Below are 14,582 nucleotides of genomic sequence, written 5' to 3' on the forward strand. Positions count from 1 at the left end.
GCTCTACCGGGGTTCATGGGGGTAGAGCCGACCGTTGGTCGGCTGCCGTTGTTCGTACCGCCGGCCTCAGGCCGCCTGCGACTGCTCCCGGCGCGGACCTTCCTTCAACGCGCGGCCGACCAGGCCGACCAGCAGGTCCAGCTCTTCGCCGTCCATGCCGAAGTGCGGGGTGAAGCGCAGCGAGTTCTCGCCGCCATGGATCACATTGATGCCATGGTTGCGCAGCCACTCTTCGGTGGAGCCGGTGCCATAGCACTTGAACTGCGGGGCCAGCTCGCAGGAGAACAGCAGGCCGGTGCCCTGGACCTTGGTGATCAGCCCGCCCAGCTCGGTCTTGAGCTGTTCCAGCTTGCGCACGGCTTCCTCGCCGCGCACGCGGATGTTCTCGCGCACCTGCGGGGTCAGCAGCGACAACGTGGCGCAGGCCACGTCCAGCGCCCGCGGGTTGGAGGTCATGGTGTTGCCGTAGATGCCCTTGCGATACAGCTGCGCCGCATGCTCGGTCACGGCCAGCACGGAAAGCGGGAACTGGGCCGCGTTGAGCGCCTTGGAGTAGGTTTCCATGTCCGGCACATCCAGGCCTTCGAAGCCCGGGTAATCCACGATCGAGAGCACGCCGTGCGCGCGCAGGCCGGCCTGGATCGAATCCAGCAGCAGCAGGCTGCCGTGCTGGCGGGTCAGTTCGCGGGCCAGCGCATAGAACGCGGGCGGCACCGAGCGGCCGGGGTCGCCTTCGCCCATCACCGGCTCCAGGAAGACCGCCTCGATGAACCAGCGGTTCTGTTCGGCCTCGGCGAACACGCGCTTGAGCGCCTCCTCGTCATAGGGCGCGATCGCGATCACCGTGTCCTCGCCGCGGTAGCTGGCCAGGTGCTGCATGTAAGTCTTGCGACTGGAATCGGAATACAGGCCCGGGCGGTCGGTGCGGCCGTGGAAGCTGCCCTTCACCACCACGCGCTTGATCTTCGCACCGGCGTGGCGGGCGCCCGGATCGGTCTGCAGCTTGGCGTTGACATCGGCGATGCGGGCGGCCAGCCCTACCGCTTCGGAGCCCGAGTTCAGGCACATGAAGTGGCTGTACGGGCAGCCGCCACGACGGTGGCCGATCTCCTTGCGCAACGCCTGGATGAAGCGCTGCTGGGACAGGCTGGGGGTCATCACATTGGCCATGACCTGCGGCGCGGCCATCGCCTGCATCACCGCCTCGGGGGTATGCCCGAAGCCGAGCATGCCGTAGCCGCCGGCGTCGTACAGCACCGCGCCCTTCAGGGTGACCACCCATGCGCCACGGGCGGCGAGGGCAACGTACGGGGTGACCGCATCATCGGCATAGAAATTGACGAACCCCTCCTGCATCGCATCGATCTGGGCGCGCTCGTCCAGTGCCAGCAGGCCGCCAAGATCGGCGCGCACGCGCTCGAATTCAGCGGCGGCGGCGTCGATGGCGGCGACCAGGGCGGGGTGGCCGGCGGCCAGGCGTTCGAGGGTGGCGTCATCCAGGCCGGTGGTGAGGCGGGTGCCGGGCTGGGCGCGGAGCGGGGCGAGACGTTCGATGAAGCTCATTGCAGATCTCCTGAAACGATGGCGGCACGGCGAAAAAGCAAAACGCGCGTCTATTCGCGCGCGCTTCGGGCATTCCTGCTCGTGCATCAGACTTCCGGCTCGATGCTAGCACGCGGTTTTTCGCGCGATAACCCCGTCAAAAACTGTTGCAAAGCAGCATTTTGCGCGACGTTTGGCGAATCCTTCGTTGCCACCGAGGGCCAGTCGTACAATGGCCGACATTGCCTACACGTTGCCGTGCGCTCCCTTGAAGAAGTCCGATTTCAACTACAACCTGCCGCCTGAACTGATTGCCCAGGCGCCGCTCGCCGAGCGCTCGGCCAGCCGCCTGATGGTGGTGCCGCCGGCCCCGGCCGCGTTTGATCACCGCCAGGTGCGCGATCTGCCCGACCTGCTGCAGCCCGGCGACCTGCTGGTCTTCAACGACACCCGGGTGATCCCGGCCCGTCTGTTCGGCCAGAAGGCCAGCGGCGGCCGTGTCGAGATCCTGATCGAGCGCCTGCTCGGTGGCCAGCAGGCCCGCGCGCAGGTCGGCGCCAGCAAGTCGCCCAAGCCAGGCAGCCGCATCGCGCTCGACGCCGGTGGCGAGGCCGAGGTGCTGGGCCGCGACGGCGAGTTCTACGTGCTGCAGTTCCACGTGCCCGAGGCGCTGGAGCAATGGCTGCTGCACGCCGGTCGGCTGCCGCTGCCGCCCTACATCCAGCGCGAGCCGGGCGTGGACGACCGCGAGCGCTACCAGACCGTGTTCGCGCGCGAGATCGGCGCGGTGGCCGCCCCGACCGCCGGCCTGCACTTCGATGAGGCCCTGCTGGCCACGTTGAAGGACAAGGGCGTGGCGTTCGGCCACGTGACCCTGCACGTGGGTGCGGGCACCTTCCAGCCGGTCCGCGTGGACGATCTGAAAGAACACGTGATGCACCGTGAGTGGCTGAACGTCGGGGCTGAACTGGTCCAGCAGGTGCGCCGCACCCGGGCTGCGGGCGGCCGGGTGATCGGCGTCGGGACCACCGTGGTGCGCGCGCTGGAAAGCGCCATGCGCGAGGGCGAACTGCTGCCCTACGCCGGGGAAACCCAGATCTTCATCACGCCGGGCTACCGGATCCGCAGCGTGGACGCGATGGTGACCAACTTCCATCTGCCGGAAAGCACGCTGCTGATGATGATCTCGGCGTTTGCCGGCCAGGCCCGGGTGTTCGAGGCCTACCAGGCCGCGATCGCGGAGAAGTACCGCTTCTTCAGCTATGGCGATGCGATGCTGCTGTTCCCGCAGGGGGAATGAGGGCAGCGGGGCAGGCGCGGCCGTTTTCGGCGACAATGGCAGACTATTTGCCCGAATGACCGCTCCATGTCCCGACTCCAGTTCCAGCTCCAGACCACCGACGGTCGCGCCCGCCGCGGCCGCCTGACCTTCCCGCGCGGGACCGTGGAAACCCCGGCCTTCATGCCGGTGGGCACCTATGGCTCGGTGAAGGGCATCCTGCCGGAGCAGATCCGCGCGCTGGGTGCGGAGATCATTCTCGGCAATACCTTCCATCTGTACCTGCGCCCGGGCCTGGACGTGATCGCCGACCACGGCGGCCTGCACGGCTTCGCGCGCTGGAACGGCCCGATCCTGACCGACTCCGGCGGCTTCCAGGTGTTCTCGCTGGCCCACCGCCGCAAGATCACCGAGCAGGGCGTGACGTTCTCCTCGCCGACCGACGGCGCCCGTGTGTTCCTGGGCCCGGAAGAGAGCATGCGCATCCAGAAGGTGCTCGATTCGGACGTGGTGATGATCTTCGACGAGTGCACCCCGTACCCGGCCACCGAGCCGGTCGCGCGCACCTCGATGGAGCTGAGCCTGCGCTGGGCGCAGCGCAGCCGTAACGCGCACGATGAACTGGGCAACGACGCGGCGCTGTTCGGCATCGTCCAGGGCGGCGTCCATCACGACCTGCGCAGCCGCTCGGCCGAGGGTCTGCAGCAGATCGGCTTCGACGGCTACGCCATCGGCGGCCTGGCCGTGGGCGAGCCCGAGCACGAACGCAACGCCATGCTCGACCATATGCACCCGATCCTGCCGGCCGATCGCCCGCGCTACCTGATGGGCGTCGGCCGCCCGGAGGATCTGGTCGAAGGCGTCGCCCGCGGCGTGGACATGTTCGATTGTGTGATGCCGACCCGGAATGCCCGCAACGGCCACTATTTCACCTCGTTCGGCACGGTCCGCATCCGCAACGCCCGCTACGAGCGCGACATGGACACCATCGAGCCGGGCTGCGGCTGCCATGCCTGCACCAGCGGCTATACCCGCTCGTATCTGCGCCACCTGGACCGCTGCAACGAGATGCTGGCGCCGATGCTGGGCACCATCCACAACCTCTATTACTACGAGAAGTTGATGGCCGACATGCGCGAGGCGATCGCGGCGGGAACCTTTACCGCCTTCCGCGAGTCCTTCTACGCGGCCCGTGGTGCGGTCACGCCCGCGCTGTAAAGTGACCCCCGCCAGCCGATCCAGCGCGCGAACCCTGCCAAACGGCCCAAGGACGAACTCCCGGGGCCATGGCATACTTCGAGGCTGACCCCCGTTTCGCGGCGACTCCCCGACCCTCAAAGAGGGCAGGGCGCCTCCCAACCCAAGGACACACTATGAACCTGCTCGCCTTCCTGATTCCCACCGCCAACGCCCAGGCCGCCGGTGGCCAGCCGCAGGGCATGGGTCTGACCACCCTGCTGTTCCCGATCATCCTGATCGCGATCATGTACTTCCTGATGATCCGCCCGCAGATGAAGCGCCAGAAGGAACACAAGGCCATGCTGGAGAAGGTCAAGCGCGGTGACGAAGTGCTGACCAACGGCGGCATTGCCGGCGTGGTCACCGACATCGGCGACAACTTCATCACCATCGAAGTGGCCGAGAACGTGCGCATCCGCGTGCAGAAGGGCGCCGTGGGCAATGTGCTGCCGACCGGCACGCTGAAGTCGGCCAACTGATCCACTCCCTTTCCGTTCAACCGCGGTGCCGGGACGGGCACCGCGCGGGACCCAAGCAATGCTCGAATTTCCACGCTGGAAGTATTTCCTCATCCTGATCGTGTTGGCGGTCAGTGCGTTGTACGCACTGCCCAACATCTACCAGAAGGACCCTGCCGTGCAGATCACCGCCAACCGTGGCGGGCAGATCGACGACGCCCTGCGCGACCGCGTGCTGGGTGACCTCAAGCAGGCCGGCGTGGAGCCGCTGTCGGTGGCCAAGGAAGGCGACAGCCTGATCGTGCGCCTGCCGACGCTGCAGGCGCAGACCGCGGCCAACGACGCCCTGCGCGACGAGATGGGCGAGGACTACGTGGTCGCCCTGAACCTGGCCTCCACCGTGCCGGAGTGGCTGAGCGACCTCGGCGCCAAGCCGATGGTGCTCGGCCTGGATCTGCAGGGCGGCGTGCACTTCGTGCTGCAGGTCGACCAGAAGGCGGCACTGGACAAGCGTCTGGACGCCTACGCCGAAGACGTGCGGACCAGCCTGCGCGATGCCCGCATCGCCTACCAGTCGGTTGAGCGTCGTGGCGACAACACCATCGTGGCCACCATCAGCCCGTCCGCCGGTGCCGATGCCGCCGCGCGTGCCCGCGAAGTCATGGTCAAGGCGCAGCCGACGCTGGGCTACGAGGTGGCGGGCAACCGCATCACCGTGAGCATGCCGGAGACGGAACTGACCGCGATCGCCAACGGCGCCATCGAGCAGAACGTCAACACGCTGCGCAACCGCGTCAATCAGCTCGGCGTGTCCGAGCCGATCATCCAGCGCCAGGGTGCCGACCGCGTGGTCGTGCAGCTGCCGGGCGTGCAGGACACCGCTGAAGCCAAGCGCATGATCGGTGCCACCGCGACGCTGGAGTACCGCGCCGTGGTCGAGGGCAATGCCCAGGACGCGATCACCAGCGGCCGTATCCCGCCGGAGGCCAAGGTCTACCAGCAGCGTGACAACCGTGGCCCGATCCTGCTCAACAAGCGCGTGATCGTGACCGGTGACCAGATGGTCGCCGCCCAGGCCACCACCGACCAGAACGGCGCTGCGGCCGTGAGCGTGACGCTGAACAATGTCGGCGGCCAGCGCATGTTTGATTTCACCAGCGCCAACGTCAACAAGCCGATGGCGGTGGTCTACACCGAACGCATCCCGACCGTGAACGTGGTCGATGGCAAGGAAGTGCGCAGCTTCCGCGTCAAGGAAGAAGTGATCTCGGTCGCCAACATCAACGGCGTGTTCGGCAAGAACTTCCAGACCACCGGCCTTGAGAAGACCGAGGCGGAAAACCTGGCCAAGCTGCTGAAATCCGGTTCGCTGGCCGCACCGATGGACTTCGTTGAAGAACGCATCGTCGGCCCGAGCCTGGGTGCGGAGAACGTCGAGCGCGGCGTGACCGCGGTCGGCTTCGCGTTCCTGTTCACCCTGATCTTCTTCACCGTGTACTACCGCATGTTCGGCGTGATCACCTCGGTGGCCATGCTGTTCAACCTGCTGATCGTGGTGGCGGTGATGTCGCTGTTCAGTGCGACGATGACGCTGCCCGGCTTCGCCGGTCTGGCGCTGTCGATCGGCCTGTCGGTCGACGCCAACGTGCTGATCAACGAGCGTATCCGTGAAGAGCTGCGGGCCGGCATGCCGCCCAAGACGGCCATCGTGGCCGGTTACGAGAAGGCCTCCGGGACCATCCTGGACGCCAACCTCACCGGCATCCTGGCGGGTGTGGCGTTGTATGCGTTCGGTACCGGTCCGTTGAAGGGCTTCGCCGTGACCATGATCGTCGGCATCCTGGCCTCCATGTTCACTGCAATCACCGTCTCGCGTGCCCTTGCCGTGCTGGTCTACAGCCGCCGCAAGAAGCTCAAGACCCTGGCCATTTGACGGGAAGCGAATAGAAACCATGAAACTTTTCCCGTTGCATCTGATCCCGAACGACACCAAGTTCGACTTCATGCGCACCCGCTGGGTGGCCATCGGCCTGGCGGCGCTGGTGTTCATTGCCGCCATCGGCTGCATTGCCTTCAAGGGCTTCAACTACGCGCTGGACTTCACCGGCGGCACCGTGGTCGAAGTCCGCTTCGACAAGCCCGCTGACGTCGATGCCGTGCGCGACCATCTGGAAGGCGCCGGCTATGCCGGTGCCCAGGTACAGAGCTTCGGCAGCGGCAGCAACCTGCTGATCCGTCTGCAGCCGCAGGAGATGGCCGAAGGCGAGAACGCCGGTGAGGCCAACAACCGCACCGCCGAAGCCGTGCAGAAAGCGATCTCGATGGAGGGCAACCAGGCCGCCATCGTGGGTGCCGAGTTTGTCGGCCCGCAGGTCGGTAAAGAGCTGGCGCTGAACGGCCTGTACGCAGCGCTGTTCGTGCTGATCGGCTTCCTGATCTACATCGGTTTCCGCTTCGAGTGGAAGTTCGCGATGGTGGCGATCATCACCACGCTGTTCGACGTGCTGGTGGTGGCGGGTTACTTCTCGCTGAGTGGCCGTGAGTTCGATCTGACCGTGCTGGCAGGTCTGCTGTCGGTGATGGGCTTCTCGATCAACGACACCATCGTGGTCTTCGACCGTGTGCGTGAGAACTTCCGCAGCCTGCGCGTGGAGCCGCTGGAAGTGATGAACCGGTCGATCAACCAGACGCTGTCGCGCACGATCATCACCTCGCTGGTGTTCTTCCTGTCGGTGCTGGCGCTGTACCTGTACGGCGGTGGTTCGCTGGAAGGACTGGCGCTGAGCCAGATGATCGGTGCGGTGATCGGTACCCTGTCGTCGATCTTCATTGCCTGCCCGCTGCTGACGATGGGCGCGCTGGCGGTGACCAAGCAGGATCTGCTGCCGAAGGCCAAGGACGTGGAAGCGTTGGAGCGTCGTCCGTAAGGTTTCTGGTGGTGTGAAACATCTGAAAGGCCGCGCATTGCGCGGCCTTTCTTTTTGTTTGGGGCCAGAGCCGGAGTTAGAGCCGGAGCTGGAGCCAGAGCCAGAGCCGCAGCCAGAGCGGCGCCTTGGATGTTCACTATTGGAGGGCGACGGATAGCGCTGTGCTGGACCCGCCGTAAACCCATCCCTGGGGGCTCGTGAGCGCCATCCATGGCGCTCCAACGGTCCTGCACATCGCTATCCGTCACCCTCCAGACAGGGGGCTGGGTGGCGGTTGGTAGGGCAGAGCGAAGCAAGGCAAAGCAAAGCCACGCAAAGCAAAGCCACGCAAAGCAAAGCCACGCAAAGCAAAGCCACGCAAAGCAAAGCCACGCAAAGCAAAGCAACGGCTCCCGCGCTGGCGTGGATCTACGTGGGGCAAGAATCGGCCTTGGCATTGGTGACTCTCTGCACGCGCGATCCTGGTTCGGCGACAGTCGGCCAATCTCCAAGAGTCAGCATCCACTGCACTCGTCACAGCGTCAGGTGTGGCAGGTAGAGCCACGCCATGCGTGGCTGCTCTCCGTCCGCAGCGACCCTGTGTCGGGCAGGGGCCGGTGAGGGCAGGGCGGGACCGTCACCCGCATGGATGCGGGTGTCGAGCCTCCACGGACGGATTCACGGCGCGTCCCGACCTGCCCTCACCGGTCCCAGGCCACGAGGAACATACACCCCCGTCGGTTGTACTAAGCAGCGCTGCGCACTACGATCCCTTGCGTTCCGCGCAGCCGCTCCGGTGGCGCGCGACCTCCCTTTTCATCGCGCCGGTCCGCCCTGCGCCAGTCCCCTCGAGGTTTACATGGTCATCAAACCGCGTGTGCGCGGCTTCATCTGCGTCACCACCCATCCCGTCGGCTGCGATGCGGCCGTCAAGCAGCAGATCGATTACATCCAGTCCAAGCCGAAGATCACCAATGGCCCGAAGAAGGTGCTGGTGCTCGGCGCCTCCACCGGCTACGGGCTGGCCGCGCGCATCACTGCCGCCTTCGGCAGCGATGCCGCCACGCTGGGCGTGTTCTTCGAGCGCCCGGGCACCGAGACCAAGCCCGGCACCGCCGGCTGGTACAACACCGCCGCGTTCCACAAGTACGCCGAGCAGGCCGGTCTGTACGCCAAGAGCGTCAATGGCGATGCGTTCTCCGATGAGGTCAAGGCCAAGGTCATCGAGCTGATCAAGCAGGACCTCGGCCAGGTCGACCAGGTGGTGTACAGCCTGGCCGCGCCGCGCCGCAAGCATCCCAAGACCGGTGAAGTGATCAGCTCCACGCTCAAGCCGATCGGTGCGCCGATCACGCTGCGTGGCCTGGATACCGACAAGGAAGTGATCACCGAGACCACGATCGAGCCGGCCACGCCCGAAGAGATCGCCGGCACCGTCGCCGTCATGGGCGGCGAAGACTGGCAGATGTGGATCGATGCGCTGCTCGAGGCCGGTGTGCTGGCCGAGGGCGCGACCACCACGGCCTTCACCTATGTCGGTGAGGAAATCACCCAGGCGATCTACTGGAACGGCTCCATCGGCGCGGCCAAGAAGGATCTGGACGAGAAGGTCGTCGGTCTGCGCCAGAAGCTGGCCCCGATCGGTGGCGATGCGCGCGTGTCGGTGCTCAAGGCGGTGGTCACCCAGGCCAGCTCGGCCATCCCGACCATGCCGCTGTACCTGTCGCTGCTGTTCAAGGTGATGAAGGCCAAGGGCACGCATGAAGGCTGCATCGAGCAGCTCGATACGCTGTACGACATCCTCTACGGCGGCAAGGACGCGGGCACCGCAACCGAGCGCCTGCGCCACGATCTGGTCACCGATGGCGGCCGCAAGGTCGAGCTGATCGATGACGCCGGCCGCCTGCGCGCGGACTACAAGGAAATGGCACCGGAGGTGCAGGGCGAGGTGGTCGCGCTGTGGCCGCAGGTGACCAACGAGAACCTGTACGAGATCAGCGATCTGGCCGGCTACAAGGCCGATTTCCTGCGTCTGTTCGGGTTCGGCGTGGAAGGCGTGGATTACGACGCCGATGTCGCCACCGACGTGAAGATTCCGAACCTGGTCGAGATGGCCTGATCGGAAGGAGGGATGCCGACCAACGGTCGGCATCTACCGGTGTGGTGCGCGCAGATGCCCACGCGCCGCGCCGTGACGCCCATGCGGCGCAGCGGGATGCGCCGGCAGCGCACCCGGATGTCCGGGAAGCCGTAGGTCACGACCGTTGGTCGTGACACTCAGACGCTCAGCTGAAGTCGAAGTTCATCACCGGCCCCGCCGGGCCGACGAACTCACCCTGCACGTAATCCACGCCGGCACTGAAGAGCAGGCTCATCGAGTTGGCATCGGCGACGAACTCGGCGATGGTCCGGATGTTGGCGGCCTGCGCACGCGCGGTGATCTCGCTGATCTTCTCGCTGTGCTCGCGGGTGCGGGCGAAGTCGGACGTGAAGTCGCGGTCCAGCTTGAGGAACTGCGGCTGGAAGTGCGCCAGCAGCTGGAACGAATCCAGTCCTGATCCGAACTGCTCCAGACCGATCCGGCAGCCCAGCGGGGCGACCGCGGCCAGGAACTGCTGGGCATTGCGCAGGTGGGTGAACACCTTGGCCTCCGGCGCATGCAGCCACAGCTGTTCGCCCGGCACGCCCTGCGCCTCGAGTTCGCGCCGGAGCGTGGCGATCATCTGCGGGTCGTTGAACGACTCCGGGGTGATCTTCACCATCAGGTGGGTCACATGGCCCTCGCGCTTGCGCGCGGCGAGCATGCCGATCGCGTGGGTGACCACCCAGCGGTTGATGTCGGCCAGCAACCCGTGATCCTCGGCAATGCCCAGGAAGGCCGTCGGGCTGAGCAGCTCGCCGTTGTGGTCCAGGCGCAGGTAGGCTTCGTAGAGCTCCAGCGCTTCGCCCTGCAGGTTGAGCACCGGCTGGTAATGCAGCTGGAAGCCATCGCCGGCCAAGGCCTGGCGGATGCGTGCGACCCAGTGCTGGATGCGTTCTTCTTCCACGCGATCCACCGCGGCCGGATCGAATACGCGGGTGGTGTTGCCCAGCTCCAGTGCCGCCTGGGTGCACTCGGTGGCACGCGCCAGCACTTGGCCGATGCTCGCGATCTTTTCACCGACCTGCACACCGCCCACGCTGACCGTGACCGTGGCCGAACGCTCGCCGATGCTGAACACCTGCGAGGCGAATGCCTCACGGATCTGGTCGGCCAGGGCGACGGTCTGCGCGTAGGGCGCTTCGGTCAGCACGGCAAAGCTGTGCTCGCCGAAGCGCGCCACCTGTGCGGTGTCGCCCACCGAGTGGGCCAGCACGCGGGCGAGGGCGCCGATCAGTGTGTCGGCCGAGTCCAGGCCGATCTCCGGCAGCAGGCGCGCGTAATGATCCGGTTCGATCAACAGCAGACCGAACCGGCCCTCGCTGCGACCGGCCTGGGCCACGGCATGTTCGACATGCAACATGAAGGTCGGGCGGTTGAGCAGGCCGGTGACCTGGTCGCGCTGGCGCAGGTCCTCGACCTCGCGCGCCAGCTCCGGATCGAACTCCATGCGCCGGCGGAACACCACCTGCAGGCACGATTCGCCCTCATAGCTGGCCTGGGTGAACTCCATCGTGGCCGGGAACACCGCGCCGTCCTGGTTGCGCGCATCCACCTGGTACTGCGGCGGCGGCGCATCGCCCTTGCTCATGGATTTGAGCAGCTGCTTGAAGCCGTCCACATGCTGCGGGGCGACCATGTCCAGCAGCGAGATGCCTTCCACATCGTCGAAGGTTTCGTAGCCGAACATCTCCAGGTAGGCCTCGTTGGCCCGGATGTGCATGCCTTCATGGATGTAGGCGATCGGGTCGCGCGAGGAGGAGATCAGCGCATCGCAGCGGCGCTCGGTCTCGCGCATCTGCGCCTCGATCCGGCGCAGCCCGCGGCGCGCATGCAGATCGGTCCATTCGTTGCGCACTACCGCCAGCAGGTGCTCGGGGCGGTGGCGCAGGGCGATGGCGCGGATGCCATTGGCCCCGGCCTCGACCCACTCGGTTTCGTTGATCGATTCGGCCAGCAGGATCATCGGGATGTCCTTGCCGCTGGCCGCGATCTGCTGGGTCACCTGCAGCAGTGGGATGCTCTGCGCCGCGGTGACCAGCACCAGGTCGATCGGCTGGGTACCCAGTGCCTGGGCCAGTTCCTCACTGTGCTGCGGGCGCGTCGGGCGCACCGCGATGCCGCTGTTGCGCAGCGTGCTGACGATGGTCTCGGCGTTCTCGCCGCTGTCGTCCACGATCAGCAGGCGGACCGTCATGTCATTCGCGTTCTGCATTCACTACTCCCCGGACTGCAAACTTGATACACGATGCGTGTGACTACGTCCATGCGGCAAACGGTAGCCGATCACGGAACGCTGGTTTCGGCTCAGGCCACGCTCCCTGCCGCATGGCCACAGGCCCAGGCCCACTGGAAGTTGTAGCCCCCCAGCCAGCCGGTCACGTCCAGCACCTCCCCAATGAAGTGCAGGCCGGGAACCACGTGCGATTCAAAGGTACTGGAGGACACCTTCCGGGTGTCGACTCCGCCCAGCGTCACTTCGGCGGTACGGTACCCCTCGGTGCCACTGGCCACCAGCGGGAAATTCTGCAACAGCTCGGCCGCCTCGCGCAGCTGTGGCTCGTCGATCTGGCGCACCAGCCGGTCCGGGAGCCAGTGCTCGCACAGGCGCAGCGCCAGCCGGCGCGGCAACACCTCCGACAGCACCGTGCGCAGCTCGGCGGCGCCGCGTTCGGCCTTCATCCGGCGCAGCCACTCCAGCGCGTCCTGGCCGGGGAGCAGGTCCAGGTGCAGCGTATCGCCGGGCTGCCAGTACGAGGAGATCTGCAGGATCGCCGGGCCGCTGATGCCGCGGTGGGTGATCAGCATGGAGTTGCGGAACTCGGTGCCGTTGCAGCGCGCTTCGATCGGCAGGGCCACGCCGCTGAGATCGTTGAAGCGCTCCTGATGCTTGCCACTCAGGGTCAGTGGCACCAGCCCGGCGCGGGTCGGCAGGACCTCATGGCCGAACTGGCGGGCCAGCTCATAGCCGAAGCCGGTCGCGCCCATGCTTGGGATCGACAGGCCACCCGTGGCCACCACCAGCGAGGCGGCATGGAAGTGCCCCTGCGCGGTGTGCACGTGGAAGCCGTCCGCGCCGCGCTCCACCTTCTGCACGCCGCAGTCGGTGCGGATCTGCACGCCGGCGGCCTGGCATTCGTCCACCAGCATCTTCACGATCTGCTTGGAGGAGATGTCGCAGAACAGCTGGCCCAGCTCTTTTTCGTGATACGCGATGCCGTGCCGCTCCACCATCTCGATGAAGTGGTATGGCGTGTAACGGGCCAGCGCGGATTTGCAGAAATGCGGATTGGCCGACAGGAAGTTGGCCGCCGTGGTGCCGGTGTTGGTGAAGTTGCAGCGCCCGCCGCCGGACATCAGGATCTTCTTGCCAACCTTGTTGGCATGGTCGATCACCTGCACCAGGCGCCCGCGTTTGCCTGCGGTCATCGCGCACATCAGCCCGGCCGCGCCGGCCCCGATGACCAGCACATCACAGCGGATCACACTCACGCCTGCGGCTTCTGCTTGCGCCAGGTGGGGATGACGCTGAGCTGCGCCTTGTCGGACGTCAACTGCACTTCGCCGTCCTGGATCTGTACGTCCCACTGCATCGTGCGTTCGATCTGCGCGCCCCATTCGGTGACGAACTCGCCCGGCAGGTCCATCACGGCCAGCGTGGACAGCTTCTTCAGTGCGGAGGCGTTGCGGTCCCACCAGATGTCGGCGGCGCGGCCGCCGTAGGTGACCAGCTGCACCGCGCGCGCGCGGCCGGCGGCCTTGCGCAGGCGCGACTCGTCGGGCTGGCCCAGTTCGATCCACAGCTCGACGTCACCGGTGTAGTCGCGTCGCCACAGGTCCGGCTCGTCGTCCACGCTCAGGCCGCGGCCGAACTCCAGCCGGTCATCGGCGTTCAGCGCGAAGGTGAGCAGGCGCACCATCAGGCGGTCGTCGGTCTCGGACGGGTGCTGGGCCAGCGTCAGCGTATGGCTGGCGTAATAGCCGCGATCCATGTCGCTGATCTGTAGTTCGGCCTTGCGGATGGTGGCGGTGAGGGCCATGGGGATACCTGAAACAAAGAGCGCCATGATAATGGTTCGCCATGAGCCCGTCCGATCCGATCCTCGCTGCCCCCGCACCCAGCCGCCTGCAGTTGCCCCCCGGCGACTGGCCGAGCCTGCTGGAGGGACTGTGTGCGCGCTTTCCGCGCATCGACCGCGCGCAGTGGGCAGACCGCTTCGCCCGGGGGCGGGTGCAGGACGCGCAGGGCAGGCCGCTCGCGCCGGACCAGGCCTGGCAGGTGGGGCTGGAGATCGTGTATTTCCGTGAAGTGGCCGATGAGCCGGTGATTCCCTTCGCCGAGGACATCGTCCACCAGGACGCGGACCTGCTGGTGGCAGACAAGCCGCACTTCCTGCCGGTCACTCCTGCCGGCGGTTACGTGCGCGAGACGCTGCTGGCCCGGCTGGTGGCGCGCACCGGCAACCGGGATCTGGTGCCGCTGCACCGCCTGGACCGGCTGACCGCCGGGCTGGTGCTGTTCTCCACCCGGCCAGACAGCCGCGATGCCTACCAGCGCCTGTTCCGCGAGCGGCGCATCGAGAAGGTGTACGAAGCCTTGGCGCCGGCATTGCCGCCCCTGGCGTTCCCGCTGGAACGCCATACGCGACTGGTCCCCGGTGAGCCGTTCTTCCGCATGACCGAGGCGCCCGGTGAGCCCAATGCCCGAACCCGCATCGAGGTGGTGGACAGCACCGGACCGGTCTGGCGCTACCGGCTGCACCCGGTCACCGGCCGCAAGCACCAGCTGCGCGTGCACATGGCGGGGCTGGGCGCGCCGATCCTGGGCGATGATCTGTACCCAGACCTGCTCGCGGACGGGCCGGCGGATACGCCGCTGCAGTTGCTGGCGAAGGAACTGACGTTCGATGACCCGCTGAGCGGGCAGCGGCGCACGTTCACCAGCGGCCTGTCGCTCCACCTGTAGAGCCGGCCGCTGGCCGGCTGCCGGGGTGTGTGGTGGTCACCAAGCGCTACGG

The 14,582-nt window shown here is 66.6% G+C and carries 11 protein-coding genes; 7 read left to right on the forward strand and 4 right to left on the reverse strand.

Annotation, left to right across the window (positions count from 1 at the left end):
- Positions 1 to 66 precede the first annotated feature (66 nt).
- Complete coding sequence (locus ABE422_RS00005; RefSeq protein ID WP_313218031.1) at positions 67 to 1,563, reverse strand: aminotransferase class III-fold pyridoxal phosphate-dependent enzyme; 1,497 nt, start codon at positions 1,561 to 1,563, stop codon at positions 67 to 69.
- A gap of 247 nt (positions 1,564 to 1,810) precedes the next feature.
- Between ABE422_RS00005 and queA the strand changes: the two genes are divergently transcribed.
- The 6 genes from queA to fabV all read left to right on the forward strand — a co-directional run bounded on the left by queA (position 1,811) and on the right by fabV (position 9,543).
- The gene (gene queA / locus ABE422_RS00010) at positions 1,811 to 2,842 is read left to right on the forward strand and encodes a tRNA preQ1(34) S-adenosylmethionine ribosyltransferase-isomerase QueA (protein WP_346482192.1); all 1,032 of its coding nucleotides are present in this window, start codon (positions 1,811 to 1,813) and stop codon (positions 2,840 to 2,842) included.
- A 66-nt stretch (positions 2,843 to 2,908) separates the two neighbouring features.
- Entirely contained in the window at positions 2,909 to 4,039 is a 1,131-nt protein-coding gene (gene tgt / locus ABE422_RS00015; protein ID WP_176989755.1) for a tRNA guanosine(34) transglycosylase Tgt, read from the forward strand.
- Positions 4,040 to 4,194: 155 nt separating this feature from the next.
- The gene (yajC, locus tag ABE422_RS00020) at positions 4,195 to 4,539 is read left to right on the forward strand and encodes a preprotein translocase subunit YajC (RefSeq protein WP_019183141.1); all 345 of its coding nucleotides are present in this window, start codon (positions 4,195 to 4,197) and stop codon (positions 4,537 to 4,539) included.
- 58 nt (positions 4,540 to 4,597) lie between these two features.
- Positions 4,598 to 6,451: a protein translocase subunit SecD gene (secD, locus tag ABE422_RS00025; protein ID WP_313211572.1), complete on the forward strand. Its 1,854-nt coding sequence runs from the start codon at positions 4,598 to 4,600 to the stop codon at positions 6,449 to 6,451.
- A 19-nt stretch (positions 6,452 to 6,470) separates the two neighbouring features.
- Entirely contained in the window at positions 6,471 to 7,445 is a 975-nt protein-coding gene (secF, locus tag ABE422_RS00030; protein ID WP_313211573.1) for a protein translocase subunit SecF, read from the forward strand.
- Between the two features lie 838 nt (positions 7,446 to 8,283).
- Positions 8,284 to 9,543: an enoyl-ACP reductase FabV gene (fabV, locus tag ABE422_RS00035; protein ID WP_313211574.1), complete on the forward strand. Its 1,260-nt coding sequence runs from the start codon at positions 8,284 to 8,286 to the stop codon at positions 9,541 to 9,543.
- A 166-nt stretch (positions 9,544 to 9,709) separates the two neighbouring features.
- Here the strand turns inward: fabV and ABE422_RS00040 are convergent, their stop codons facing one another.
- From ABE422_RS00040 to ABE422_RS00050, 3 genes are all read right to left on the reverse strand, one after another.
- Positions 9,710 to 11,779, reverse strand: coding sequence for an EAL domain-containing protein (locus tag ABE422_RS00040; protein WP_313211575.1), 2,070 nt, complete (start codon positions 11,777 to 11,779; stop codon positions 9,710 to 9,712).
- 92 nt (positions 11,780 to 11,871) lie between these two features.
- Positions 11,872 to 13,056 carry an NAD(P)/FAD-dependent oxidoreductase gene (locus ABE422_RS00045; RefSeq protein ID WP_313218039.1) on the reverse strand — a complete coding sequence of 395 codons (1,185 nt, stop codon included), beginning with the start codon at positions 13,054 to 13,056 and terminating at the stop codon, positions 11,872 to 11,874.
- Entirely contained in the window at positions 13,053 to 13,604 is a 552-nt protein-coding gene (locus ABE422_RS00050; RefSeq protein WP_346482100.1) for a YaeQ family protein, read from the reverse strand. Before ABE422_RS00050 ends, ABE422_RS00045 begins: the two co-directional genes overlap by 4 nt.
- Positions 13,605 to 13,645: 41 nt before the next feature.
- On the opposite strand from ABE422_RS00050, the gene ABE422_RS00055 reads away from it, so the two are divergent.
- The gene (locus tag ABE422_RS00055; RefSeq protein ID WP_346482193.1) at positions 13,646 to 14,530 is read left to right on the forward strand and encodes a pseudouridine synthase; all 885 of its coding nucleotides are present in this window, start codon (positions 13,646 to 13,648) and stop codon (positions 14,528 to 14,530) included.
- The last annotated feature ends 52 nt before the right edge of the window (positions 14,531 to 14,582 follow it).

This window comes from Stenotrophomonas sp. TWI1151, assembly GCF_039673135.1.
GTDB lineage: Bacteria > Pseudomonadota > Gammaproteobacteria > Xanthomonadales > Xanthomonadaceae > Stenotrophomonas.

What these genes read in the sequence shown, in the direction of transcription:
- secD (WP_313211572.1), top strand. Translation starts at nt 4,598, where the DNA reads ATGCTCGAATTTCCACGCTGGAAGTATTTCCTCATCCTGATCGTGTTG.
- ABE422_RS00050 (WP_346482100.1), bottom strand. Translation starts at nt 13,604, where the DNA reads ATGGCCCTCACCGCCACCATCCGCAAGGCCGAACTACAGATCAGCGAC.
- yajC (WP_019183141.1), top strand. Translation starts at nt 4,195, where the DNA reads ATGAACCTGCTCGCCTTCCTGATTCCCACCGCCAACGCCCAGGCCGCC.
- secF (WP_313211573.1), top strand. Translation starts at nt 6,471, where the DNA reads ATGAAACTTTTCCCGTTGCATCTGATCCCGAACGACACCAAGTTCGAC.
- fabV (WP_313211574.1), top strand. Translation starts at nt 8,284, where the DNA reads ATGGTCATCAAACCGCGTGTGCGCGGCTTCATCTGCGTCACCACCCAT.
- ABE422_RS00005 (WP_313218031.1), bottom strand. Translation starts at nt 1,563, where the DNA reads ATGAGCTTCATCGAACGTCTCGCCCCGCTCCGCGCCCAGCCCGGCACC.
- tgt (WP_176989755.1), top strand. Translation starts at nt 2,909, where the DNA reads ATGTCCCGACTCCAGTTCCAGCTCCAGACCACCGACGGTCGCGCCCGC.
- ABE422_RS00055 (WP_346482193.1), top strand. Translation starts at nt 13,646, where the DNA reads ATGAGCCCGTCCGATCCGATCCTCGCTGCCCCCGCACCCAGCCGCCTG.
- ABE422_RS00040 (WP_313211575.1), bottom strand. Translation starts at nt 11,779, where the DNA reads ATGCAGAACGCGAATGACATGACGGTCCGCCTGCTGATCGTGGACGAC.